18 protein-coding genes and 1 pseudogene are annotated in these 23,228 nt (G+C 70.8%); 13 read left to right on the top strand and 6 right to left on the bottom strand.

Annotated elements, in window-relative coordinates; all coding sequences use genetic code 11:
- Positions 1-143: 143 nt before the first annotated feature.
- The gene (locus tag AB0959_RS21640) at positions 144-1,316 is read right to left on the bottom strand and encodes a PP2C family protein-serine/threonine phosphatase (protein WP_152778136.1); all 1,173 of its coding nucleotides are present in this window, start codon (positions 1,314-1,316) and stop codon (positions 144-146) included.
- Positions 1,317-1,509: 193 nt separating this feature from the next.
- Between AB0959_RS21640 and AB0959_RS21635 the strand changes: the two genes are divergently transcribed.
- A complete protein-coding gene (locus tag AB0959_RS21635) occupies positions 1,510-2,739 on the top strand; it encodes a GNAT family N-acetyltransferase (RefSeq protein ID WP_366828055.1) in 1,230 nt (409 codons plus the stop codon).
- A gap of 73 nt (positions 2,740-2,812) precedes the next feature.
- Here the strand turns inward: AB0959_RS21635 and AB0959_RS21630 are convergent, their stop codons facing one another.
- Entirely contained in the window at positions 2,813-3,658 is an 846-nt protein-coding gene (locus tag AB0959_RS21630) for a DNA-formamidopyrimidine glycosylase family protein (RefSeq protein WP_366828054.1), read from the bottom strand.
- 421 nt (positions 3,659-4,079) lie between these two features.
- Entirely contained in the window at positions 4,080-4,565 is a 486-nt protein-coding gene (locus AB0959_RS21625; RefSeq protein ID WP_366828053.1) for a ribose-5-phosphate isomerase, read from the bottom strand.
- A gap of 340 nt (positions 4,566-4,905) precedes the next feature.
- Between AB0959_RS21625 and AB0959_RS21620 the strand changes: the two genes are divergently transcribed.
- On the top strand, positions 4,906-6,420 hold the full coding sequence (locus tag AB0959_RS21620; protein WP_366828052.1) for an amino acid permease: 1,515 nt from the start codon (positions 4,906-4,908) through the stop codon (positions 6,418-6,420).
- Between the two features lie 153 nt (positions 6,421-6,573).
- Here the strand turns inward: AB0959_RS21620 and AB0959_RS21615 are convergent, their stop codons facing one another.
- Positions 6,574-8,760 (bottom strand): protein kinase, encoded by a 2,187-nt coding sequence (locus AB0959_RS21615; protein ID WP_366828051.1) that lies wholly within the window; start codon positions 8,758-8,760, stop codon positions 6,574-6,576.
- A gap of 243 nt (positions 8,761-9,003) precedes the next feature.
- Between AB0959_RS21615 and AB0959_RS21610 the strand changes: the two genes are divergently transcribed.
- Entirely contained in the window at positions 9,004-9,765 is a 762-nt protein-coding gene (locus AB0959_RS21610) for an LPXTG cell wall anchor domain-containing protein (protein WP_366828050.1), read from the top strand.
- Between the two features lie 252 nt (positions 9,766-10,017).
- A pseudogene (locus AB0959_RS21605) lies at positions 10,018-11,352 on the top strand (FAD-binding protein).
- 75 nt (positions 11,353-11,427) lie between these two features.
- On the opposite strand, the gene AB0959_RS21600 reads toward AB0959_RS21605, so the two are convergent.
- Positions 11,428-12,012: a biotin transporter BioY gene (locus AB0959_RS21600; RefSeq protein WP_366828049.1), complete on the bottom strand. Its 585-nt coding sequence runs from the start codon at positions 12,010-12,012 to the stop codon at positions 11,428-11,430.
- A gap of 546 nt (positions 12,013-12,558) precedes the next feature.
- Between AB0959_RS21600 and AB0959_RS21595 the strand changes: the two genes are divergently transcribed.
- From AB0959_RS21595 to AB0959_RS21555, 9 genes are all read left to right on the top strand, one after another.
- A complete protein-coding gene (locus AB0959_RS21595) occupies positions 12,559-13,770 on the top strand; it encodes an ROK family protein (protein ID WP_366828090.1) in 1,212 nt (403 codons plus the stop codon).
- Positions 13,771-14,244: 474 nt separating this feature from the next.
- Positions 14,245-15,336: an ABC transporter substrate-binding protein gene (locus AB0959_RS21590; protein ID WP_366828048.1), complete on the top strand. Its 1,092-nt coding sequence runs from the start codon at positions 14,245-14,247 to the stop codon at positions 15,334-15,336.
- Positions 15,337-15,341: 5 nt separating this feature from the next.
- Positions 15,342-16,280, top strand: a complete 939-nt coding sequence (locus AB0959_RS21585) for an ABC transporter permease (protein WP_366828047.1) — start codon at positions 15,342-15,344, stop codon at positions 16,278-16,280.
- Complete coding sequence (locus AB0959_RS21580; protein WP_366828046.1) at positions 16,256-17,182, top strand: ABC transporter ATP-binding protein; 927 nt, start codon at positions 16,256-16,258, stop codon at positions 17,180-17,182. The genes AB0959_RS21585 and AB0959_RS21580 overlap by 25 nt, the downstream gene beginning before the upstream one ends.
- Positions 17,179-18,543 (top strand): LLM class flavin-dependent oxidoreductase, encoded by a 1,365-nt coding sequence (locus AB0959_RS21575; protein WP_366828045.1) that lies wholly within the window; start codon positions 17,179-17,181, stop codon positions 18,541-18,543. The genes AB0959_RS21580 and AB0959_RS21575 overlap by 4 nt, the downstream gene beginning before the upstream one ends.
- A 15-nt stretch (positions 18,544-18,558) precedes the next feature.
- Complete coding sequence (locus AB0959_RS21570) at positions 18,559-19,467, top strand: TauD/TfdA family dioxygenase (protein WP_366828044.1); 909 nt, start codon at positions 18,559-18,561, stop codon at positions 19,465-19,467.
- A 120-nt stretch (positions 19,468-19,587) separates the two neighbouring features.
- Complete coding sequence (locus AB0959_RS21565; RefSeq protein ID WP_366828043.1) at positions 19,588-20,982, top strand: amino acid permease; 1,395 nt, start codon at positions 19,588-19,590, stop codon at positions 20,980-20,982.
- A gap of 146 nt (positions 20,983-21,128) precedes the next feature.
- On the top strand, positions 21,129-21,770 hold the full coding sequence (locus AB0959_RS21560; RefSeq protein ID WP_366828042.1) for a superoxide dismutase: 642 nt from the start codon (positions 21,129-21,131) through the stop codon (positions 21,768-21,770).
- A gap of 179 nt (positions 21,771-21,949) precedes the next feature.
- A complete protein-coding gene (locus tag AB0959_RS21555; protein WP_366828041.1) occupies positions 21,950-22,183 on the top strand; it encodes a hypothetical protein in 234 nt (77 codons plus the stop codon).
- Positions 22,184-22,507: 324 nt separating this feature from the next.
- Here the strand turns inward: AB0959_RS21555 and AB0959_RS21550 are convergent, their stop codons facing one another.
- Positions 22,508-23,170, bottom strand: a complete 663-nt coding sequence (locus AB0959_RS21550; protein ID WP_366828040.1) for a DsbA family protein — start codon at positions 23,168-23,170, stop codon at positions 22,508-22,510.
- Positions 23,171-23,228 lie beyond the last annotated feature (58 nt).

Raw genomic sequence — 23,228 nt, 5'->3', positions numbered from 1 at the left:
GGTGCGGGGTGGCTGCGGGGTCTGGGGGATGTTTCCCGCCCCCGCCGCCCCTACCCGTCCCATCCTGTCCCTGGGGGCTGCGCCCCCAGACCCCCGCGATCGGCCTGACGGCCTCGTCCTCAAACGCCGGACGGGCTGAAATGTCAGCGCGGAGCCGTTGGGCCCTCTCGGGAGATCAGGAGTAGGGCTCGGTCGTCGTTCACGTCCTTGGCCACAGCTTCGATGAGGTGCCAGGCGGCGCCGTGGAAACCTCCGGCGACATATCGGTCGGCCTCGCCCGTCAGGCGGTCGATGCCTTCGACGATGTCCCGGTCGGAGGTCTCGACCAGGCCGTCCGTGAAGAGCATCAGGACGTCGCCGGGCCGGAGAGAGCCCTTGACCGGGTCGAACTGGGCGCCGTCGTACACGCCCAGCAGCGGACCCTCCGCGGCCTTCTCCTCCCAGCGGCCGCTGCCCGCGCTGAGTTGCAGTCCCGGAGGGTGTCCGGCGGAGAAGAGTTCGTAGTCGCCCGAGTCCAGGTCCAGGACGAGGTGGATCGAGGTCGCGAAGCCCTCGTCCCAGTCCTGGCGGAGGAGGTAGCCGTTCGCGGCGGGGAGGAAGGCATGGGGTGGGAGCGATCCCAGAAGGCCGCCGAACGCACCGGAGAGGAGCAGTGCCCGCGAGCCCGCGTCCATGCCCTTGCCCGAGACGTCCGTGAGGACGACCTCCAGGGTGCGGCCGCCGTTCGTACGGGCCGCGACCACGAAGTCGCCCGAAAAGGACTGCCCGCCCGCCGGCCGCAGCGCCATCTCGCGGTGCCAGCCCAACGGCAGCTGCGGCAACTTGCTCTGCACCCGGATGCGTTCGCGCAGGTCGAACAGCATCGTGCCGCCCCGCCGCCAGGGAACACCGACCCGGCTGCGGAACTGCGCGATGAGGAGCCCGAAGAAGCCGCAGGCGGCGACGACGAGCACGATGCCCGGCGTCACCCGCGAGGGACCCTCCGTGTACGGGCCGAGCTGTACGGACTCCACTATCAGCGCGGTCGCGGCGGCCGCGTACAGGGCCAACAGGCTGGCCGGGCGCAGCAGCAGGCCGCCCGCGACGATCGGAAGGACCAGGACCGCCGGGGACACCCACACCGAGTTGGCCATCGTGCACGCGGCGATCAGGGGGATCAGCAGCATCAGACCGGCGAGGGCGACCCAGTCGGAGCCGTCCCCCCGGAAGTAGTCGACGGCGGATTTGCGCACGCCGGTGCGGACCCGGTGAGCCAGTTTCTTCAACCGGGCCGTGAACGTCTCGGCCTCCGCGCGCCGCTCTCGTCCTGCTGCCATTGTTCGGGACCTTATCGATCGGACCAGCTCTTGTGCACGGGAGGTCCTACTTGTCCCCCTTCCGAGGGCCGGTTCACGACGAATCTCACACGGATCTCAGGCGGAGGGACGTCATGGAGCGGGCTCCCGGGTCCTCCGCCGGGCCGGACGAAAATGGCTCGCCCGGTCCGGATTGTCCTGGTAGGCATGGCGTATGGCGACTGACTTGCGGGTGCTGCGGAAGACCGACTGGAACGCTTGGTACGACAACCTCATCCGCGCGTTCGGCGGTGTGGCCGAGTCGGCCGAGGAACGCGAGCTGTGGGACGACCTTACTGAACACGACCGCGCCATCGGAGTCTGGGACGGTGACCAATGCGTGGGCACGGCGGGCGCGTTCACGTTCCGTGTCACCGTTCCGGGCGGCGCCTCGGTCCCGGCCGCGGGCATCACGATGGTGAGCGTAGCGGCCACGCACCGGCGGCGCGGACTACTACGGGCCATGATGCGGCGGCAGTTGGACGACATCCGCTCCTGGGGTGAGCCCCTCGCCGTACTGACCGCCTCGGAGCCCGTCATCTACGGCCGGTTCGGCTACGGCGCCGCCACGCAGCAGTACAACGTCGAGGTGGACACCACCCGCGTACGGCTGTCCGTGCCGCACGGCACCGACGACGTACACCTGCGGTACGCGCCGCCGGCCGAGGTGGCCGACGCGTGCGAGGCGGTGTACGCGCGACGGGTGCCCGAGCGGCCGGGCATGCTGGCGCGGCAGCCCGGCTGGGAGCGGCTGGGGCTGCTGGACCCGGAGAGCGACCGGGGCGGGCAGTCGCCGCTGCAGTGCGTGGTGGCCGAGCGGGGAGGGGAGGTCGTGGGGTACACCCGCTTCCGCATCAAGGGCGACTGGGACCACTCCGGCGCCCGGAACGCCGTGCACCTGAAGGACCTGGAGGCCCTCGACCCGGCCGCGCACGCGGCCCTGTGGCGGTTCCTCTTCGACATCGATCTCACGTCGAAGGTCGTCGCGTACGCACGGCCGGTCGACGAGGCGTGGCTGCACATGGTGTCCGACGTCCGGCGCTGCCAGGTGCGGATGCGGGACGGGCTGTACGTACGGCTCGTGGAGGTGGGCGCGGCGCTGGAGGCGCGGACGTACCAGGCGCCGGTGGACGTGGTGTTCGAGGTCGAGGACGCGTTCTGCCCCTGGAACGAGGGGCGTTGGCGGCTCACGGGTGACGCGAAGGGCGCGAGCTGCGCGCGGACCGACGACTCCGCTGATCTCGCCCTGTCCGTACGGGAGTTGGGGGCGGTGTATCTGGGTGGGGTGAGCCTGGCGTCACTGGCGGCGGCCGGGCGGGTGCGGGAGCTCAGGCGGGGTGCGCTGGCGGAGGCGTCGGTGGGTTTCTCGTCTGCCGTGGCGCCGTGGCTGCCGCACGGGTTCTGAGGGTGCGTGCACGGTTGCGTGCACGGTACGGGGGCTGAGGGGCGCGTTCACGGTACGGGGGCTGCGGGCGCGTTCACCTCTGTTGGCAGGTGGGGCACCAGAAGAGGTTGCGGGCGGCGAGATCGGCGGTGCGGATCTCGCCGCCACAGATGTGACAGGGCAGGGTGGCCCTGCGGTACACGTACACCTCGCCGCCGTGGTCGTCGACGCGGGGCGGCCGGCCCATGGCCTCCGGGGTGTGTTCCGGGCGGACGGTGTCGATGCGGTTGTTGCGCACGCCCTCACGCATGAGCTCGACGAGGTCGGCCCACATCGCCTCCCATTCCCGGGGGGTGATGTCCTTTCCGGGGCGGTACGGGTCGATGGCGTGCCGGAAGAGGACCTCGGCGCGGTAGACGTTGCCCACGCCCGCGATGACCTTCTGGTCCATGAGGAGGGCGGCGATCGTCGTACGGCTGCGGGAGATACGGCGGTACGCGGCTGAGGGGTCGGCGTCCGGGCGGAGGGGGTCGGGGCCGAGGCGGTCGTGTACGGCCCGCTTCTCGGCGTCGGTGATCAGCGCGCAGGTGGTGGGGCCGCGGAGGTCCACGTACGTCGTGTCGTTGGCGAGGCGGAGACGGACCGTGTCGGTGGGTGGGGGCGCGGGGGCGGGGCCGAAGGTGACCTTGCCGAAGAGGCCGAGGTGGATGTGGATCCAGTCGCCGATGTCCGCGCCGTCCGCGGTGTCCGCCGTGTCCTCCGGGCCGAAGCGGAGGAAGAGGTGCTTGCCGTGGGCTTCGGCGGTGGTGAGTTCCGTGCCGGTGAGGAGGGCCGCGGCGTCGGTGAACTTGCCCTGGGGGCTGGTGACGCGGGTGGCTCCGCCGGTGAAGGCCTCGGTGTAGTCCTGGGCCAGGCGGTGGATGGTGTGCCCTTCCGGCACCGGGGCCTCCGGCGGTTGGGGGGGTGCGGGGTGGTGGGGGCGGGTGCGGGGTGGTGGGTGGGTGCGGGGTGGTGGGGGCGGGTGCGGGGTGGTGGGTGGGTGCGGGGTGGCGTGTGCCCGGGGGGGGTGGGGCGGGGCGCGCTTTTCTTCGCCCCCGCCGCCCCTACCCGTCCCATCACTGGGGGCTGCGCCCCCAGGCCCCCGGGTGGGGGTTGTCGGGGTGGGCGGGTTGGTGCGGGTTGGGTGTGGCTGGTCGCGCAGTTCCCCGCGCCCCTAAAAACCGTGCAGTACCCCGCGCCCCAAAAAGATGCGTCGTTCCTCGCGCCGCTCCAAAAGATGCGCCGTTCCCCGCGCCCGTCCAAAAGATGCGCCGTTCCCACGCCCCTAAGAGATGCGCCGTTCCCCGCGGCCCCAAGAGCCCCTACTGCTGGGGGTGGTGGGGCGGGATCGGGGGGAGGTCGCCTGTGGTTTCGTAGGCCGCCAGCATGTCGATGCGGCGGATGTGGCGTGCGTCACCAGAGAAAGGCGTATTGAGGAAGGTCTCGACGAACTTCGTCGCCTCCTCCTGGGTGTGCATGCGCGCACCGACGGCGATGACGTTGGCGTCGTTGTGCTCGCGCCCCAGCGACGCGGTCTCCACGCTCCAGGCGAGGGCCGCGCGAACGCCCGTCACCTTGTTGGCCGCGATCTGCTCCCCGTTCCCGGAGCCGCCGATCACGATGCCGAGGGACCCGGGGTCCGCGGCCGTCTTCTCGGCTGCGCGGAGGCAGAACGGCGGGTAGTCGTCCTGGGCGTCGTAGATGTGGGGCCCGCAGTCCACGGGCTCGTGGCCGGCGGCCTTGAGCCATTCGGCGAGGTGGTTCTTCAGTTCGTAGCCGGCGTGATCCGAGCCGAGATAGACGCGCATGGTCAGAGTGTGACACGGCTGTTTCGCCATGGCCCGCCGGGGTGCCGAGAGCGAAAAAACCAAGCCACACCATAAAACCTCAAGAAAACCTCAAGTAACGATCTGGATTCAAAGGTTCAAGAATTCATTCGCCTCCGATTCACTGGACCGACTTGTGCAACTCCGGTTGCGTCCCGGCGCCCGCCACCGCGCAGGGCTCTCGCCCGCCCCCACGTCCCGCTCTCACGGGAGTCATGGAGGGCCCCTTTAGCGGGCAGGCGCCACGAGACGCAACGCCACATCGCGCCAGACATCACGAGTGTCTGGCGTCGTCCCTCCAGCGGCGCAAAGGAACTCCCCCATGACTTCGCAGCCGACCACGAAATCGGCGGCCGGAAACGGCCCAGGCGGCCACGGAGAGCCCGACGGCGGCCTCCAGGCCGGACTCAAGTCCCGCCATCTGTCCATGATCGCCATCGGTGGCGTCATCGGTGCCGGCCTCTTCGTAGGGTCCAGCTCCGGTATCGCCACCGCCGGCCCCGGCATCCTCCTGTCCTACGCCCTCGTGGGGACGATGGTCGTCCTCGTGATGCGGATGCTCGGCGAGATGTCGGCCGCCAACCCGACATCCGGGTCGTTCTCCGCCCACGCCGACCGCGCGCTCGGACGCTGGGCCGGGTTCTCGATCGGCTGGCTGTACTGGTTCTTCTGGGTCGTCGTGCTCGCCGTGGAGGCGACGGCCGGCGCCAAGATCCTCGAAGGCTGGATCCCCTCCGTACCGCAGTGGGGGTGGGCGCTCATCGTGATGGTGGTGCTGACCGCCACCAACCTCGTGTCGGTCGGCTCGTACGGAGAGTTCGAGTTCTGGTTCGCGGGGATCAAGGTCGTCGCGATCGCCGCGTTCATCGTCGTGGGCGGTCTCGCGATCTTCGGGGTGCTGCCGGGCGTCGACGCCGAGAAGGCGGGGTTGTCCAACCTCACCGACCACACCGGCTTCCTGCCGAACGGACCGGGCGCGATCCTCGTCGGCGTCCTGCTCGTCGTCTTCTCCTTCATGGGCACCGAAATCGCCACCCTCGCGGCCGGCGAGTCGCAGCACCCGCAGCAGGCGGTCACCAAGGCCACCAACAGCATCATCTGGCGTATCGCCGTCTTCTACCTGGGCTCGATCTTCGTCGTGGTGACGCTGCTGCCGTGGAACGACCCGTCCATCGAGAAGGACGGTTCGTACGTCGCAGCCCTGGACTCCCTCGGCATCCCGCACGCCGGCCAGATCATGAACTTCATCGTGCTGACGTCCGTGCTGTCCTGTCTCAACTCCGGTCTCTACACGGCCTCCCGGATGGCGTTCTCGCTCGGCTCGCGCGGTGACGCGCCGAAGGCGTTCGCCCGGACGAACGGGCGTGGCGTGCCGATGGCGGCGATCCTCTCCTCGGTCGTCTTCGGGTTCGTGGCGGTCTTCTTCAACTACGCGTACCCGGACACGGTCTTCCTCTTCCTCGTCAACTCCTCCGGCGCCGTCGCCTTGTTCGTCTGGCTGGCGATCTGTTTCTCCCAGCTGCGGCTGCGGAAGGTCATCGAGCGCGAGGAGCCGGAGAAGCTGGTCGTCCGGATGTGGCTGTACCCGTACCTGACGTGGGCGACCATCGCGCTGATCGTGTTCGTCCTGGGCTACATGCTGACCGACACCGAGCACGGCAACCGCGACATCCTGCTGCTGTCGCTGCTGGTCGCGGCCGTGGTGGTCGCGGTCTCGCTGGTCAAGGAGAAGGTGCGGGGCGGCCAGGGGACCGCGAAGCCGGAGGCTTCGGATTCCGCGGGGCCCTCGGCGACGGTGGCGGACGCCAAGGCCGGGGCTGCGGGCGACGGGAGCTGAGAGGCGCGACGCGCTGCGTATCGACTCGCATCGACTCGCATCGCCTCGCATCGCCTCGCATCGATACGGCGAGTACCGGGGTCCGGCAGTTCCGGCTGTCGGGCCCCGGTGGTGTCTCCGGGTGCACGGAAGCGCACCAGGTGGTGGACGAGCTCACAGGGGCGTGAAGCCGTCCCTCACCCGCTCGTACACCGGCAGCGCGCGGTCCTCGATGTCCGGGGCGTACCAGGTGCTGATCTCGTAGGACGTGCCGCCCGAGCGGAAGCCGAGCAGCCGGACGTGCCAGGGCAGACCCCTGGCCGTGACCGTGTACTCCCACACGACGGCGGGCGATCCGCGGAACGTGGTCTCCTCCAGGCGGATCCTGCGGTAGTCGAGGCCCTTGCTGGTGTCCTGTTCCTCCTTCTCCCGCCACTGCCTCAGCAGGTCGCCCTGGGCGGGGGAGGCGTTGGCCAGGATCTCCTGTGTGCGGTCGGGCGAGGTGTAGTGCACCTCGGCGCCACTCTCTGCCACCCGTTGCCAGCCCTGGGGCGGGACCCACGCGTACAGCCCGGCCTCGCGCTCGGCTTCCGCAGGGATGCTGGGCGGGCGCGAGGTGCCGGCGACGGTGGGCGGCGGGGAGGAGGAGGTGCCGGGGTCGTGGTCGCCGGTGGGGCCGGACGTGACCGCCGACGGTGACGCTGACGCTGACGCTGACGCCGGCCCTGAGGACGTTCCCTTGCCGTCCGGCGGCCCGCCGATCGCCGGGATGACGAGCGCCGCCACGGCTCCGGCGGCGGCCACGCCCAGGGCGGCCGCGATGCCGATACGGCGCTTGCTCCACCGCGTACGGGTGGGGTGGGCGGGGACTGCGGGGCCGAGGAGTTCTCCGGGGGGCGTGGGAGCTGGCCGGGACCGCGCGGGCGCCCGGCTTTCCTCGGCTCCCGTCCTGATCTCGGTCCCGGTTTCGGTCTCGGTTTCGGGGCCGGTTTCAGGGCCGGTACCGGTCGCCGGGGCCGTCGGCTCGGGACGTTCCACCTGGACGCCGATCGCCCAGGGGCCGGGTCCCGGTCGGGCGCCCTCGGAGGGGAGTTCGGGGGTTCCCTCGGAGGGTGCTTCGGAGGAGGCGTTCCCGGGGACGGGGATCGGGAGTGGGAGTGGGAGTGGGGGCGGGGGCGGGGGTTCGGGGCCCGCGGGCCGTTGGGTGGCGGGGGGTGTCGTCCGCCCGGTGGCGGGGGTCCCCGGGCGCTTGAGGACGGGCGTCGTCGAGCGGTCGGGCTCCGGGACGGCGGTGTGCTGTCCACTCTCGGCAACGGGCCGCGCGGAGCCCGGCGGCGGTGGTCCGGGGGCAGTCCTCTCCGGGGCGGGCGGGTTCCGCAGTGTGGGGGTACGCGGCGGGTCCTCCGGCACCTCCTCACCCGGGACCGGCGCGGGCGGCACGGGCGGCACCGGCGGCGCGAGCGGAACGGGCCGCGCGGGCCCGGTCGAAGCCAAGGAGGCGGCCCCACCGGACGCCCCGTCGCCCACCGAAACCCCGCCCGCCTCCCTCACCTCCCTCGCATCCCCCGCATCCCCCGTATCCCCGGCATCTCCCTCCCTCGCGTCCCAGCCCGCCGCGACCGGCCCGAGCGCTCCCGCGACCTCGTCCATCCCCGGCCGCGCCCCGGGCTCCTTGTCCAGCAGGGCGGCCAGGAGCTCGCTCAACTCCCCCGCGCCGGACGGGATGTCCGGCTCCTCGTAGAGGACGGCGTGCAACGTGGCGTAGGTCGTGGCGCGGGAGAACGGGGAGTGGCCGCCGAGAGCCGCGCACAGGGTCGCGCCGAGGGACCACAGGTCGGAGGGCGGGCCCTGGGGGCGGCCGGAGACGCGTTCGGGTGCCATGTAGTCGGGGGAGCCGACGAGCATCCCGGCCATCGTCAGCGCCTCGGCGTCCTGGATGGCGGCGATGCCGAAGTCGGTGAGGACCACCCGGTGGTGGCCGCCGCGCTCGACGAGGACGTTGGCCGGTTTGATGTCCCGGTGCAGGACTCCCCCGGCGTGCACCTGGACGAGCGCCGCGACCAGTTCGAGGCCGATCCGTGCCGCCTCCCGTACGTCCAGCGGACCGCTCTCGGCGATGATCCGCTCCAGGGAGCGGCCGTCGACGAGTTCCATGACGATCCACAGCCGCTCGCCCGCGTCCACGACGTCGTAGATCCGCACGACGTTGGGGTGGTCGATGCGTGCTGTCGCCCTGGCCTCCCGCAGGGTCCGCTGCCGGCGGGTCCGGGTGTCCTCCGGGTCGAGGCCGTCGATGCGCATTTCCTTGACGGCCACCTCCCGGCCGAGTATTTCGTCGGCGGCCCGCCACACCCGCCCCATTCCGCCTTGGCCAATGCTTTCGATCAGCCGATAGCGGCCTGCCACCACTAATCCCGGAACACCGCCCCGCGCAATTCCCGGCACCCCCATACCTCCCTTCAACTTCCGCCACAGAAGAACCGCGAAGTAGCGTATTTGGTCACAACTTCGTGCCGCACCAGCATAGTGCGGAGAAATCTTGTGGTACCTCTTCAGGGACCGCGAATTCAGGGCGCGGCCAAGGGGGACACAAGGGGGACGAACATGAGTTCTCGTCGCATGACGACCATCGCGGGATCGCTGGTCACTGCATCTTTCGCGGCAGTGGCGATCTTCGCCTTCAACGCCACCGCGGACGACGAGGGAGGCATGAGCGGCAAGGGGGGAAAGGCCGTCGCCGAGGCACCGGCGGGCGTGAAGCTGACGACGCTGCTGCCCGAGAAGATCTCGGTCGACAACAGCTCGAAGGGAACGGCCATTACCGGCGTCGTGAAAAATGGAGGAAGCAAGGACAGCGGCAAAATCCGACTGCTTGTGGTCGGTTTCGACGGACTCACGGTGAAGGGCGTCGAGGGGTGCTCAGAAATCCCCAAGAATGATCTGCCCGAGGGTTCGAACAGTGGTTTCAGCTGCGCCATCGACAATCTCGCGGCCGGCAAGTCGACGTCGTACGACGTGGACGCGGCCTTCGACGTGAAGAAGCAGGGGAAGATCTGCCTCCCCGTCCAGACCGCCGACGGGGCGAAGACGTACTGGCAGCAGGGCCCGGTCCCGTTCGGCTCGAACAACCCGTCCCCGAACGCCCCGACGACCCCGCTGCTGCTCGGCACCGACAACAGCCCGGTCACCCCGGGCGGCGACAGCCCGGGCGCCGGTCAGGGCGACGGTCCGGAGGAGCTGCCCAAGACGGGTCCCGCCGACCAGGTGCTGCCGCTCGGCGCGGCCGGCGCGGCGCTGATCTCGGCGGGGGCGGCGGGCCTTTGGTGGGCCGGCCGCCGACCCCGGCCGAAGCAGCAGCAGTTGTAAGGAGTCGGTCGACGGCACGTACGCCCGAGGCGCCCCCGCGGATCCACCGCGGGGGCGTCGGTGTGCCAGGGGACGCACCGGAAAAGCTGACGAACAGCTGAGGAAAAGCTGACGGCGGATGTCAGGAAATCCGAGCACCATGGCCCCGTCCGGGAAGGCCACGAGCCGACCGGCGCGCCCACCCACCCACCCACACCACGCGAACTGAGGGACATCCCCGTGACCTTGCAGGACCACACCGCGCACCACCTCGTGTTCAGGCCCGGCGACGACGGATACGAGGGCGAGGTCGCCGGCTTCCAGACCGGCGTGGCGCTGCGGCCCGCCGTGGTCTTCGCGGCGTCCTCGCCCGCCGACGTGAGTGCCGCGGTGGCGTACGCGGCGGCCGAGGGCCTGCCGGTCGGTGTCCAGGCGACCGGGCACGGGCTGCCGGGGGCGGCCGAGGGCGGTGTGCTGATCACGACGAGGCGCATGGACGGCGTGACGGTCGACCCCGGGTCGCGTACGGCCCGCGTCCGGGCGGGAGCCCGCTGGGGCCAGGTCGTCGAGGCGGCCGCACCGTACGGGCTCGCGCCGCAATGGGGGCACCTCCCACGCCCTTAAGGCAGTGGGGGAGGTTCCGCGCCGGGCGTGGGAGCCGTCTCGTACACCCTGAGCGGTGGACTCCCTCTCCTGGCCAGGGAGTTCGGGTACGCGGCAGACCACGTACGCGGCCTGGACGTGGTCACCGCCGACGGCCGGCTCCGGCACGTGACGCGGGAGTCCGACCCCGATCTGTACTGGGCGCTGCTCGGCGGCGGCCACAACTTCGGGGTGGTCACCGAGTTGGAGACCGGCCTCGTGCCGGTGGCGCGACTGTACGGCGGCGCGCTCGACTTCGACGGGCGCGAGGTGGCCCCGGAGGCCGTGCTGCGCGGGTACGAGCACTGGACGCGGGCCGTTCCCGACACGCTGACCTCGTCGTTCGCCGCCGTCGCGTACCCCGACGTCCCGGCGCTGCCGCCCGATCGGCGCGGCCGGTACGTCGTCTCGGTACGGGTCGCGTACACCGGAACCGCCGCCGACGGTGAGCGACTGGTCGCCCCGCTCCGGGCGTTGGGCCCGGCGTTCCGGGACACGTTGCGGGAGATGCCGTACGCCGAGAGCCACACCATCCACAGCGACCCGGACGTCCCGCACGCGTACTACGGGGACAGTGCGGTGCTGAGCGAGTTGGACGTCGCCGCGGTCGCCGAGGTGCTGTCGCGCACCGGTCCGGGTGTGTCCCCGATGTGCGTGACGCAGATCAACCACCTGGGCGGGGCGCTGGCGCGGGACGCGGCGAACTCCGTGCCGCACCGGCAGGGGCGGTTCCTCATGCGACTGGTGGCCATGAGCGACCGTGTGACGGCGCGTGAGGTGATTGATCCGGCGTTCGCCGTCCTCGCGCCCCGGACCATCGGGCGTGCGCTCAACTTCGCCTTCGGTACGGACGACCGTACGGAGGGGCTGTACGACGCGGAGACGCACGCGCGGCTCGCCGCGCTGAAGGCGGTGCACGACCCGCACAGCACGTTCCGGCGGAACCACACGATCGAGCCCGCCTGAGAATCCGTCCGGAAACCGGGAAGGGCCCCGCCGCACGGTGCGGCAGGGCCCTTCCCACGCATCGGACCGCATCGGTCACTTGCGGTCGGCGAACTTCCACGCCGTGGGCAGCACGCCCATCGCCAGCGCGGCCTTCAGCGCGTCGCCGATCAGGAACGGGGTGAGGCCGGCCGCGATGGCGGCGGTCAGCGACATGTCGGCGGCGAAGGCGAGGTACGGCACGCCGATCGCGTAGATGATCGCCTCGCCGACGACCATGGTGCCCGCCATGCGCGCCACCGAGCGGTCTCCGCCGCGCCGGGCCAGCGCGCCCACGACGGTGGCGGCCAGCAGCATGCCGAGGATGTAGCCGAAGGACGGCGCGGCGTAGCCCGAGGTGCCGCTCGCGAACCAGGGCATCCCGGCCATGCCGACCAGCGCGTACAGCGCGAGCGACAGGAAGCCGCGGCCCGCACCCAGCGCCGTACCCACCAGCAGCGCCGCGAACGTCTGCCCGGTCACCGGCACCGGGGAGCCCGGCACGGGCACCGAGATCTGGGCGGCGAGCCCGGTGAGCGCGGCACCGCCGAGCACGAGCGCGATGTCGCGGGCGCGGGTGGCCGGCAGCAGGTCGGCGAGGACTGCGCCGGGACGGGCGGATGTGGCGGCGGCGGTGCTCATGATGGGGCTCACTCCGGCGGGGAGACGGTCGGGGACGCGTTGACGCTATCCCAGGGCGATGGAGCCGGACACCGTCGGCGCTCGACAAAGGGTGGAGCGCGCGCTTGATCCACTCCTCACAAAAGATGTCGGCTACACCTGCGTTGAGGTGATGCTGGTCACTGAGGTGGGGAGGCTGCGCCGAGGAGGACGTGGCGGACCGGAACTGTAGAGTCTCACCAAACGAACACCCTCTGGCAGGAGCCGCCGGACAGGCCCTACGCTTCCGGCCATGGTTGCCCAGGCCCTGAACTTCACGTCGCGTCGCTATGTCGACCTGCGACGGCAGGGCGCTGCCACCTGTCGCCGTCCCGGGTGAGGTGGGACGGGAGTGGATCCGGCTCGCCGCACGAGACGGCGCAGTGTCGGCCCCGTTCCCGAGGAAGTTCCTGAGGAAACCTCATGTCCCGAAGCCTCATGTCCCGAAGCGCCACGACCGGCAGCGCCACGACCGGCAGCGCCACGACCGGCAGCGCCACGACCGGAAGCGTCTCGACCGGAAGCCTCATGGCCCGTTCCGCGACAGCGGCTCCCCCTTCCTTCCTGCCCCGCGCCGCCGACAGCGACCGGCGGCGGACCAGCGCCAGCTTCGTCCTGCGAGCTGTGCTGGAGCACGGGCCGGTGGCCCGGAGCACCATTTCCCGGCTGACCGGGCTGTCGCCCGCGTCGGTCACCGACCACTGCGCCCGCCTCGCCGGGATGGGGCTGGTCCGTGAGGCCGCCGTGCCGCAGCGGTCCAAGGGGGTCGGCCGCCCGCACGTGCCGGTGGACCTCGACGACGCGCGGTTCGTGGTGGGCGGGGTGCACGTGGCCGTGCCGTACACCACGGTCGCGCTGCTCGACCTGCGCGGCCGGGTGGTCGCGGAGCGGCGGCTGGTCCACGAGGGCACCGCCCCGGAACAGCCGGAGCGGGTGCTGGCGCGCGCCGCTGAGCACCTGGGCTCGCTGCTGGCCGAGACCGGGCGTACACCGCTGGGGGTGGGCGTGGCCACGGGCGGATGGGTGGACCGGGACTCCGGGACCATCGTCGAGCACCCGCTGCTGGGCTGGCAGGACGTACCCGTACGGGACCTCGTCGAGGCGGCCACCGGGCTCGATGTCCATGTCGACGGGCACGCGCGGGCGCTGGTCAACGGGGAGCGGCTGTTCGGGCGGGCGCGGGGCAGCCGGAGTGTGCTGCACCTCTTCGTCGGCAACATGGTGGACGCGGCCTTCGCCACCCATGACGCGGTGCACTACGGCCCGCGCTCCCAGGCGGGGGCGATCGCCCACCTGCCGCTGCGGGGCGGCACCGAGCGGTGCGACTGCGGCCGGACCGGGTGCCTCCAGGCCGAGTTGAGCGAGCGGACGCTGTGCCGGCGGGCCCGTGAGGCGGGAGTCGCCGAAGGCGAGGGCGTGAACCCGATGCACGTGCTCGGCGCGGCGGCGGCCGGCGATCCGGTCGCCGTACGGCTGCTGGTGGAGCGGGCACGGATGGTGGGGCGGGCGGCGGGGCTGCTGCTCGACGTGCTCAACCCGGAGACGGTCGTGGTCACCGAGATGGGTGTGGTGCATCGGGAGGACTGCCTGGCGGCACTGCGCGAGACGGTCGGCGCGGACCGGGCGGCGTCGGTGCTGCCGACGAGTTTCCCCGAGTCGGTGCTGGCCGTGGCCGGTGGATCGGTGGCGCTGGACGTGTTGTTCCGGGATCCGCTGGGCGCGTCACCGGGGGCGAATTAATTCAGAAACTCGGAATGTTGACAGAGGTCGGACATGACCGGGAGCATCCTTTTCATGACCAGCTCACGCGTGCGGGTGCCGCTCACCAAGCGCCGTGTGGTCGACCTCATGCGGGTCGGCCGCACGCTCTGTCGCTGACGCCTGATGCCTGACGCCTGATGCCTGGCGCCTGATGCCTGGCGCCTGATGCCTGGCGCCTGACGCTGTCTCGGTCGCCCGTCTCCTGTGGCCCGTCGCCTGTGGCTGATGTCTGGCGCGCTGACCCGTTGACGCTCTGAGCCAAGGCACCACCCTGCCCCGTCCTCCGACGGTCCTTGGGGTGTGCCCGGCGGCATCCGGCGGTCGATCGAGAGCTGTTCCTTTCCGCGCCGCTCTTCCGGCGTGTGCCTTTCCGCGCGCTTTCCTTCCCCCACGGCTTTCTCCTGCCCGGAATTCCGCGTGCCCTCCTGCCACGTGAATGTACGGAGTCCTGCCATGTCACCCCTGTTCCCGTCCCTCTCCCCCTCGCCTTCCCGGCCCGCGTCCGGTGTCGACCGACGGCTGTTCCTCTCCTCCCTGCTCGGAGTGGCCGCGGCCGGGCTGACCGGTTGCGCCGGCAGCAGTGCCGCAGCCGGGTCGAAGGAGGCCGCGGCGGCCCCGCTGGCCACCAAGGTGCCCGCCGGTACGAGTCTCAAGGTCGCCTCCTTCCAGGGCGTCCAGCAACTGCAGTTCAAGCTGGCGGACCTCGGCGAGCTGCCCTTCAAGGTGTCCGCCTGGGCGAACATCGGTGCCGGCCCCGACGTCATCAACGCCTTCCGCGCGAAGTCCCTCGACCTGGCCAACAACGCGGGCATCCCGCCGATCCAGGCCCACTTCCAGGGCTTCGACGCGAAGATCGTCGCGATCAACGTCACCCGCAAGCCCAACTACCTCTTCGCCACCAAGCCCGGCAGCGACATTCGCACGGTCGAGGACTTCAAGGGGAAGAAGCTGGCGTTCTCGCAGGGGCAGGCGCAGGGTGTGGTGCTGCTGCGGGCGCTGAAGAAGGCCGGGCTCAAGTACGACGAGGTGAAGCTGGTCCCGCTGACCAGCAACCAGTTCCTCACGGCCCTCCAGGCCGGCCAGGTGGACATCGCCCCGCTCGCGAACAGCCAGGCTCCGGCCTACCTGAAGCAGTACGGGTCGAAGGGCGCCCACACGATCGCCACCGACGTGGTGGACCTGCTCAACCTGCTGTGGGCGCCCACCTCCGTACTGAACGACTCCGCGAAGGCCGCCGCGGTCGCCGCGTACATCCCGTTCTGGGCCAGGGGCCAGGTGTGGCAGTACGAGAACCCCGACATCTGGAACGAGGAGTTCTACGTCAAGACGCAGAACCTGACCCTCGACCAGGCCCGGTCGATCAGTGACCTCGCCAACAAGCCACTGTTCCCGCCGAGCTGGGACGAGGCCATCAAGTGGGAGCAGGAGACCGCGGACCTGCTCGCCGAGGGCGGCTTCGTGAAGTCGTTCAAGGTGGGCGACCTCTTCGACCACCGTTTCGAGGCCATCGCGGCGAAGGCCGTCCCGGCGGAATACCGGAAGTGAGTGCCATGACGACCACCACGGCGGCTCCGGCCGTCACCACCGAGCAATCGACCGGGACATCGACCGAGACATCGGCCAAGACACCCTCAGGGACGTCATCCAGGACGTCATTCGGGACGTCATTCGGGACGTCATCCGGCCGCGAGGCCCGGCGGAGGCGCACCAAACGACGAGGGCTCTCGCCCGGCAAGCGGCTTCCCGCCTCCCGGATCATCGGGCCCGCTCTGTTCTTCGCCCTGTGGGCGGCCGCCTCGGCGGCCGGTCTGCTGGACCCCGGCGCGATCCCGGCGCCGTGGACGGTCCTGGAGACCGCCGGCCGTCTGTGGACCGACGGCACGCTGTCCACCGACGTCCTGACCTCCCTGGAGCGCGCCGCGTACGGCTTCGCCATCGGCCTGACCGCCGGGGTGTCGCTCGCCCTGGCCTCGGGGCTGAGCAGGGTCGGCGAGGCGCTGATCGACGGGACGGTCCAGCTCAACCGGGCCATCCCGACCCTCGGCCTCATCCCGTTGTTCATCCTGTGGCTGGGCATCGGCGAGACCTTCAAGATCGCGATCATCGCCATCGTCGTCTACATCCCGATCTATCTGAACACCCACGCCGCGCTGTCCGGCATCGACCACCGGTTCGTGGAACTCGCCGAGGTCCAGGGGCTGAACCGCTTCCAGTTCATCCGGCAGATCGTCATCCCCGGCGCGCTGCCCGGATTCTTCGTCGGGCTCCGGCTCGGTGTCACCGGCTCCTGGCTGGGGCTGGTCGTCCTGGAGCAGATCAACGCCACCAGCGGTCTCGGCTACATGATGTTCCAGGCCCAGAACTACGGCCAGACGGACGTCATCCTCGTCGGCCTGCTCATCTACGGCGTCTTCGGCCTGGCCTCCGACAGCGTGGTCCGTCTCATCGAACGGAGGGTGCTGTCATGGCGCCGCTCGCTCAGCAGCTGACCCGTCCCGCCGTACGGCTGCGGGGCCTCACCCGCTCCTTCGACGGCCGTACGGTCCTCGACGGCATCGACCTCGACCTGCCCGCCGGACAGTTCACCGCCCTGCTCGGGCACAGCGGCTCCGGCAAGTCCACCCTGTTGCGGGCCGTCGCGGGCCTCGACCACGAGGTGGCCGGCAGCGGCGAACTGACCGCCCCGGAACGGGTGTCGGTGGTCTTCCAGGACTCCCGGCTGCTGCCCTGGCGCCGGGTCCTCGACAACGTGCTGCTCGGCACCGAGGGCAAGGAGGCCGCCGAGCGCGGCCGGGCCGCCCTCGCCGAGGTGGGCCTCGCGGGCCGCGAACGGGCCTGGCCCAACGAGCTGTCCGGCGGCGAGGCCCAGCGCGCCGCACTGGCCCGCTCCCTCGTCCGGGAACCCGAACTGCTGCTGGCCGACGAGCCGTTCGGCGCTCTGGACGCGCTCACCCGGATCAGGATGCACGGCCTGCTGCGCGAGCTGTGGGAGCACCACCGGCCCTCGGTCCTGCTCGTCACGCACGACGTGGACGAGGCGATCGTGCTCGCGGACCGGGTGCTCGTCCTGGAGAACGGCCGCATCGGCCTCGACCTGACCATCGACCGCGCCCACCCCCGCTCGTACCGCGACCCGCTGCTCGGCGAGTACCGCGAACGCCTGCTGGCGGCCCTCGGGGTGACCGAGGACGTGCCCCCGCAGGACACCGCATCGCAGCCCGAGCACGACCCCGCCCTACAGGACACCGCACCGCACGGCGAGCACGACACCGCGTCGCAGCACCGCGAGCACGACACCGCACCACAGCACAGCGGGCACGCCGAGCACGGCACCGCCCAGCAGCACCCCGCACCGGAGGACCACCCCGCACCGGAGGACGACCCCGCATGACCCAGCGCAGACTTCACCTCAACGCGTTCCTGATGAGCACCGGGCACCACGAGGCCTCCTGGCGGCTCCCCGAGAGCGACCCGCACGCCCACGTGGAGCTCGCCCACTACGTCAACCTGGCCCGGATCGCCGAGCGCGGCACCTTCGACTCCCTCTTCCTGGCCGACGGCCCGCAGTTGTGGGGCAGCGTGGCCCAGCGTCCGGCGGGCGCCCTGGAGCCGCTCACCCTGCTGACGGCGCTGGCCACGGCCACCGAGCACATCGGCCTCATCGCGACGGCGTCGACGTCGTACAACTCGCCCTACAACCTGGCCCGCAAGTTCGCCTCGCTGGACATCATCAGCGGCGGCCGGGCGGGCTGGAACATCGTCACCACCGCCGGCGCGGAGGCGGCCCGCAACTTCGGTCTGGACAGCGAGCCCGCCCACGCCACCCGCTACGAGCGCGCCGCCGAGTTCCTGGACGTGGCGCTCAAGCTCTGGGACAGCTGGGAGGACGACGCGATCGTCGCCGACAAGACGGCGGGCGTCTGGGGCGACGACACCAAGATCCACCCGCCCCGCCACCAGGGGACGTACTTCAGCGTCGAGGGCGCCCTCAACGTGCCGCGTACGCCCCAGGGTTACCCGCTGCTGGTCCAGGCGGGCTCGTCGGAGGACGGCAAGAGGTTCGCGGCCCGGTACGCGGAGGCCGTCTTCACCGCCCAGCAGACCCTGAAGGACGCGCAGGACTTCTACGCCGACCTCAAGGCACGCACGAGGGCGGTGGGCCGCGACCCCGAGCACATCAAGGTGCTGCCCGGCATCGTCCCGGTCATCGGCTCCACCGAGGCCGAGGCCCGCGCGCACGAGCAGGCGCTGGAGGACCACATCGTGTACGAGCACGGCGTGGGCCGGCTGGAGAGCCTGCTGCAGCTGGAGCCGGGCACGCTCGACCTCGACTCCCAGCTGCCCTCCGACCTTCCCCCGGAGAGCGCGATCGAGGGCGCGAAGAGCCGTTACACGCTGGTCGTGGAGCTCGCCCGGCGCGAGCGGCTCACCGTGCGGCAGCTCATCGGGCGGCTCGGCGGCGGGCGCGGGCATCTGACCTTCGCGGGGACGCCCGAGCAGGTCGCCGACGCGATCGAGCGGTGGTTCACGCTCGGCGCCGCCGACGGGTTCAACATCATGCCCGCCGTCCTGCCGTCCGGCCTGGAGCTGTTCGTCGAGCAGGTGGTCCCGATCCTGCGCGCCCGCGGTCTGCTCCGCACGGAGTACGGGCCCCGCCAGACCCTCCGGGAGCGCTACGGCCTCCCGCGCCCCGCCAACCAGTACCTCACCTCGCCCGCGACCTCTCCCGCGACTTCTCCCGCGCTCGTCTGAAAGGACCCACCCGTCATGAGCATCGAGATCGAGATCCGCAAGGTCACCGGGAACATCGGCGCCCAGGTGCTGGGCGTCGACATCGCAAAGCCCCTGGACGAGGAGACCGTCGCCGCCCTGCGTGAGGCACTCAACGTCCACAAGGCGCTGGTCTTCGACGACGTGAACCTGGACGACGAGAGCCACCAGGCCTTCGCCCGCCACTTCGGCGACATCACCACCGCCCACCCGACGGTGCCCGCCGTCGACGGCGCCGTGAACGTGCTGCCGGTGGACAGCGAGCGCGGCCGGGCCAACCACTGGCACACCGACGTCACGTTCGTCCTCAACCCGCCTCAGGCCACCACCCTGCGCAGCATCACGGTCCCGCCGTACGGCGGCGAGACCCTGATCGCGAACGCGGCGGCCGCCTACCGGGACCTGCCCGAGCCGCTGCGCCTGCTGGCCGACACCCTGTGGGCCGAACACACCAACGACTACGACTACGCGGTGGCGGACGAGGAGGTCGACGCGGAGAAGGCGGCGCAGCGCGCCCAGTTCACGTCCATCAAGTACCGCACGGCCCACCCGGTGGTCCGCGTCCACCCGCTGACCGGTGAACGCGGGCTGTTCATCGGCGGGTTCGCCCAGCGGATCGTGGGACTCTCGGTGGGCGAGTCCCGCAAGATCCTGGACCTGCTCCAGTCGTACGTGACCCGCCCGGAGAACGTGCTGCGCTGGCGCTGGTCCCCGAACCAGCTGGTCGTCTTCGACAACCGCATCACCCAGCACTACGCCATCGACAACTACGACGGCCTGCCGCGCCGTCTGCACCGCGTGACCGTCGCCGGTGACGTCCCGGCCGGCATCGAGGGCAAGGAGAGCTACTCGCTCGAGGGCGACGCCTCGCACTACACGACGGTGCACTACACGACGGTCGCGTAACCGCACCCTTACGCTCCGCACGGAAAGCGTCCACAGTGTGGAAACTCCCTCTCCTGGGCAGGAGGGAGCGACCACACTGTGGACGTTTTTGCCACCGGACGTAAGGGACGAGCCGCGCCCATGCCCCGTACTCCCCAGGACGCCGCGACGGAGACCCCGACCGCGGACGCCTCCCTCTCTCATGGCCTCAAACAGCGCCACCTGTCGATGATCGCCCTGGGCGGGGTGATCGGCGCGGGTCTCTTCGTCGGGTCGGGGGCGGGTATCGCCGCCGCCGGGCCGTCGATCGTCGTCGCGTACACGCTGTCCGGCCTGCTGGTCATGCTGGTGATGCGGATGCTCGGCGAGATGTCGGCCGCGTATCCGTCGTCCGGCTCCTTCTCGTCGCACGCCGAGCGCGCCCTCGGCCCGTGGGCGGGCTTCACCGCCGGCTGGGCCTTCTGGGTGCTGCTCTGCACGGCCGTCGGTCTGGAGGGCATCGGCGCCGCGAAGATCGTGACCGGCTGGCTGCCCGACACGCCCGAGTGGGGCTGGGTGGCGCTGTTCATGCTCGTCTTCCTGGCCACGAACCTGGCCGCCGTGAAGAACTTCGGCGAGTTCGAGTTCTGGTTCGCCGCACTGAAGGTCGCCGCGATCTCGCTGTTCCTGGTGCTCGGCGTGCTGGCGGTGGCCGGGGTCCTGCCGGGCACGGACTCCCCGGGCCTCGCCAACCTCACCGGCGAGGGCGGTTTCCTGCCGAACGGCAGCGAGGGCCTCGTCATCGGCCTGCTCGCCTCGGTGTTCGCGTACGGCGGTCTGGAGACGGTCACCATCGCGGCGGCCGAGTCGGAGAACCCGGTCCGGGGCGTGGCGAGCGCGGTCCGTACGGCGATGTGGCGCATCGCGTTCTTCTACATCGGCTCGATGGCGGTCGTCGTCACCCTCGTCCCGTGGAACGCGAAGGCGGTCGTCGACAAGGGCCCGTACGTCGCCGCCCTCGACCACATCGGCATCCCGGGCGCCGCCCAGCTGATGAACGTGGTCGTGCTCGTGGCCCTGCTGTCCGCCATGAACGCCAACATCTACGGCTCCTCGCGCATCGCGTACTCGCTGGTGGCCCGGGGCCAGGGCCCGAAGGCGCTGGCCAACGTCTCCTCGGGCGTCCCACGTGTCGCGGTCCTGGTCTCCTGCGTGTTCGGTTTCGTCTGCGTGGTGCTGAGCTACTGGCGGCCGGACGACGTCTTCCCCTGGCTGCTGAACATGATCGGCGCCGTGATCCTGGTCGTTTGGATCTTCATCGCGGTCTCGCAGCTGCTGCTCCGCCGCCGGCTGGAGCGGGAGACACCCGAGCGGCTGGTCGTGCGGATGTGGGCGTTCCCGGCGCTGACGTGGGTCGCGCTCGCGGGCATGGCGGCGATCTTCGTGCTGATGGCGCGGGAGCCGGACACCCGGGTGCAGTTGTACGCGACGGGCGCGATGACGCTGGTCCTGGCGGGTGTCGGCTACGCGTGGCAGAGGGCGCGCGCCCGCGGCTGACGCTCTTCCCTGACAGGGCCCTCGCACGGAGGACGGACGGTTTCGTGCGAGGGCCCTTTCGCATGCCTGGGGCATGCCCCCATACTCTCTTGCTGTTAGCTTGTTCTTGCAAGCTATATGCAATAAGAGTCGGAGGGGACCCGCCCATGCCCGTCTACACGCTTCCTGAACTGCCGTACGACTACTCCGCGCTCGCGCCCGTGATCAGCCCCGAGATCATCGAGCTGCACCACGACAAGCACCACGCGGCGTACGTGAAGGGCGCCAACGACACGCTGGAGCAGCTCGCGGAGGCGCGGGACAAAGAGGCGTGGGGCTCGGTCAACGGGCTGGAGAAGAACCTGGCCTTCCACCTCTCCGGGCACATCCTGCACTCGATCTACTGGCACAACATGACCGGCGACGGTGGTGGTGAGCCGCTGGAGGTGGACGGCGTGGGCGAGCTGACCGACGCGATCACCGAGTCCTTCGGCTCGTTCGCGGGCTTCAAGGCCCAGCTGTCCAAGGCGGCGGCCACGACGCAGGGTTCCGGCTGGGGCGTCCTCGCCTACGAGCCGCTGAGCGGCCGGCTGATCGTCGAGCAGGTCTACGACCACCAGGGCAACGTCGGGCAGGGAGCGACGCCGATCCTCGTCTTCGACGCCTGGGAGCACGCGTTCTACCTGCAGTACCGGAACCAGAAGGTCGACTTCATCGAGGCCATGTGGCAGGTCGTCAACTGGCAGGACGTCGCCCGGCGTTACGAAGCGGCCAAGTCCCGTACGGATGTCTTGCTGCCGGCGCCCTGAGAGAGACAGGAAACGTCCTGCTCGTGATCGTCTTCTCACCGCTCACCGGGCAGGCGGATGAACGGAGGCCCCCGCGAGGACGTGACTCGCGGGGGTCCTCCGGTTCGACGTGTCCCCTTTCGGAGGACTTCCGTGGCCGGATGCTTCCGGTAGGGAGGGCTCCGGGTGATGGTTACGGGATGCCGAAGCCCGCTCAGTTGTCCTGCCAGACGTGCGGCACCACCGAGTTGCACCATCCCCTGACCAAGGCCCAGGAGGCCTGGCTCCGCAAGGAGATCGACGCGAGGAACGTCGACGGCTACTGGATGTGCGTCAAGACCCGCCCTGACGAGACGCCGTGCCGAAACCTTCGCAGGTTCCTGCACGAGAAGCGGTTCAAGCCGCCGCTGCGGATGCCGGACGAGATCGACTGACCCGCGTTCTCGTCCACGGTGTCCTGTCCGTCGGCGACTGCGGGTCCGTCGTGGCTTGTCGCGCCCACGCGGCGGAGCCGCACATCGAAACAGCCCCGCGCCCCTTAAAAGCACATGGGCGCGCCCACGGCAGAAACGCTCACCCCAGCGGCCCGCAGCCGCGTACGCGCGGGCGCCCAAGCCACAACGGAGCCGCACCCACCCAACACCCCGCGAGGAACGCGCCCCATCAGGGGCGCGGGGAACCGCGCGACCAGCCACAACGGACCCGCACCAGACCACCGGCAGGAACCCGGCAGACGAGACCCGCCCGACCGCCGGAGGCTACAGGTTGCTGAAGTCCGGCCCCTTCGTCCGCGTCCGCTTGATCTCGTAGAAGCCCGGGATCGAGGCGACCATGAGCGTGCCGTCCCAGAGCTTGGCGGCCTCCTCGCCCTTCGGGGTCGGGGTGACGACCGGGCCGAAGAAGGCGATCTGCTCGCCGTCGGAGCCGGGAACCGCGATGACCGGGGTGCCGACCTCCTGGCCGACCTTCTCGATGCCCTCGTTGTGGGAGGCGCGCAGCTGCGGCTCGTACGGGGTGGAGTCCCAGTGGTCCATGAGGGAGTCGGGCAGCCCGACGTCCTTCAGGGCCCGGGCCACGACCTCCTTCTCGATGCCCTCGCTCTGGTTGTGGATGCGGGTGCCGAGCGCGGTGTAGAGGTCGCCGAGCACCTCGGCGCCGTGCTCCTCCTGCGCGGCGATGACCACCCGCACCGGGCCCCACGCCTTGGTCTCGAGCATCTCCCGGTACTCCTCGGGGAGCTCGTCCAGCCGGTTCTCGTTGAGGACCGCGAGGCTCATCAGGTGCCAGCGGACCTCGATGTCCCGGACCTTCTCCACCTCCAGGACCCACCGCGAGGTCATCCAGGCCCACGGGCACAGCGGGTCGAACCAGAAGTCGACGGGGGTCTTGCCGGAGGTCGAAGCGGGGGACTGCTCGGACATGGCTCTCCTCAGAAGACGGGCGTTTCCCCTGGCAACACCGGCGCACGCCCGCACCATT

It is taken from the genome of Streptomyces sp. NPDC046862, from assembly GCF_040704615.1.
Taxonomy (GTDB): Bacteria; Actinomycetota; Actinomycetes; order Streptomycetales; family Streptomycetaceae; genus Streptomyces.
This window is presented reverse-complemented; position numbering and strand designations above follow the sequence as displayed.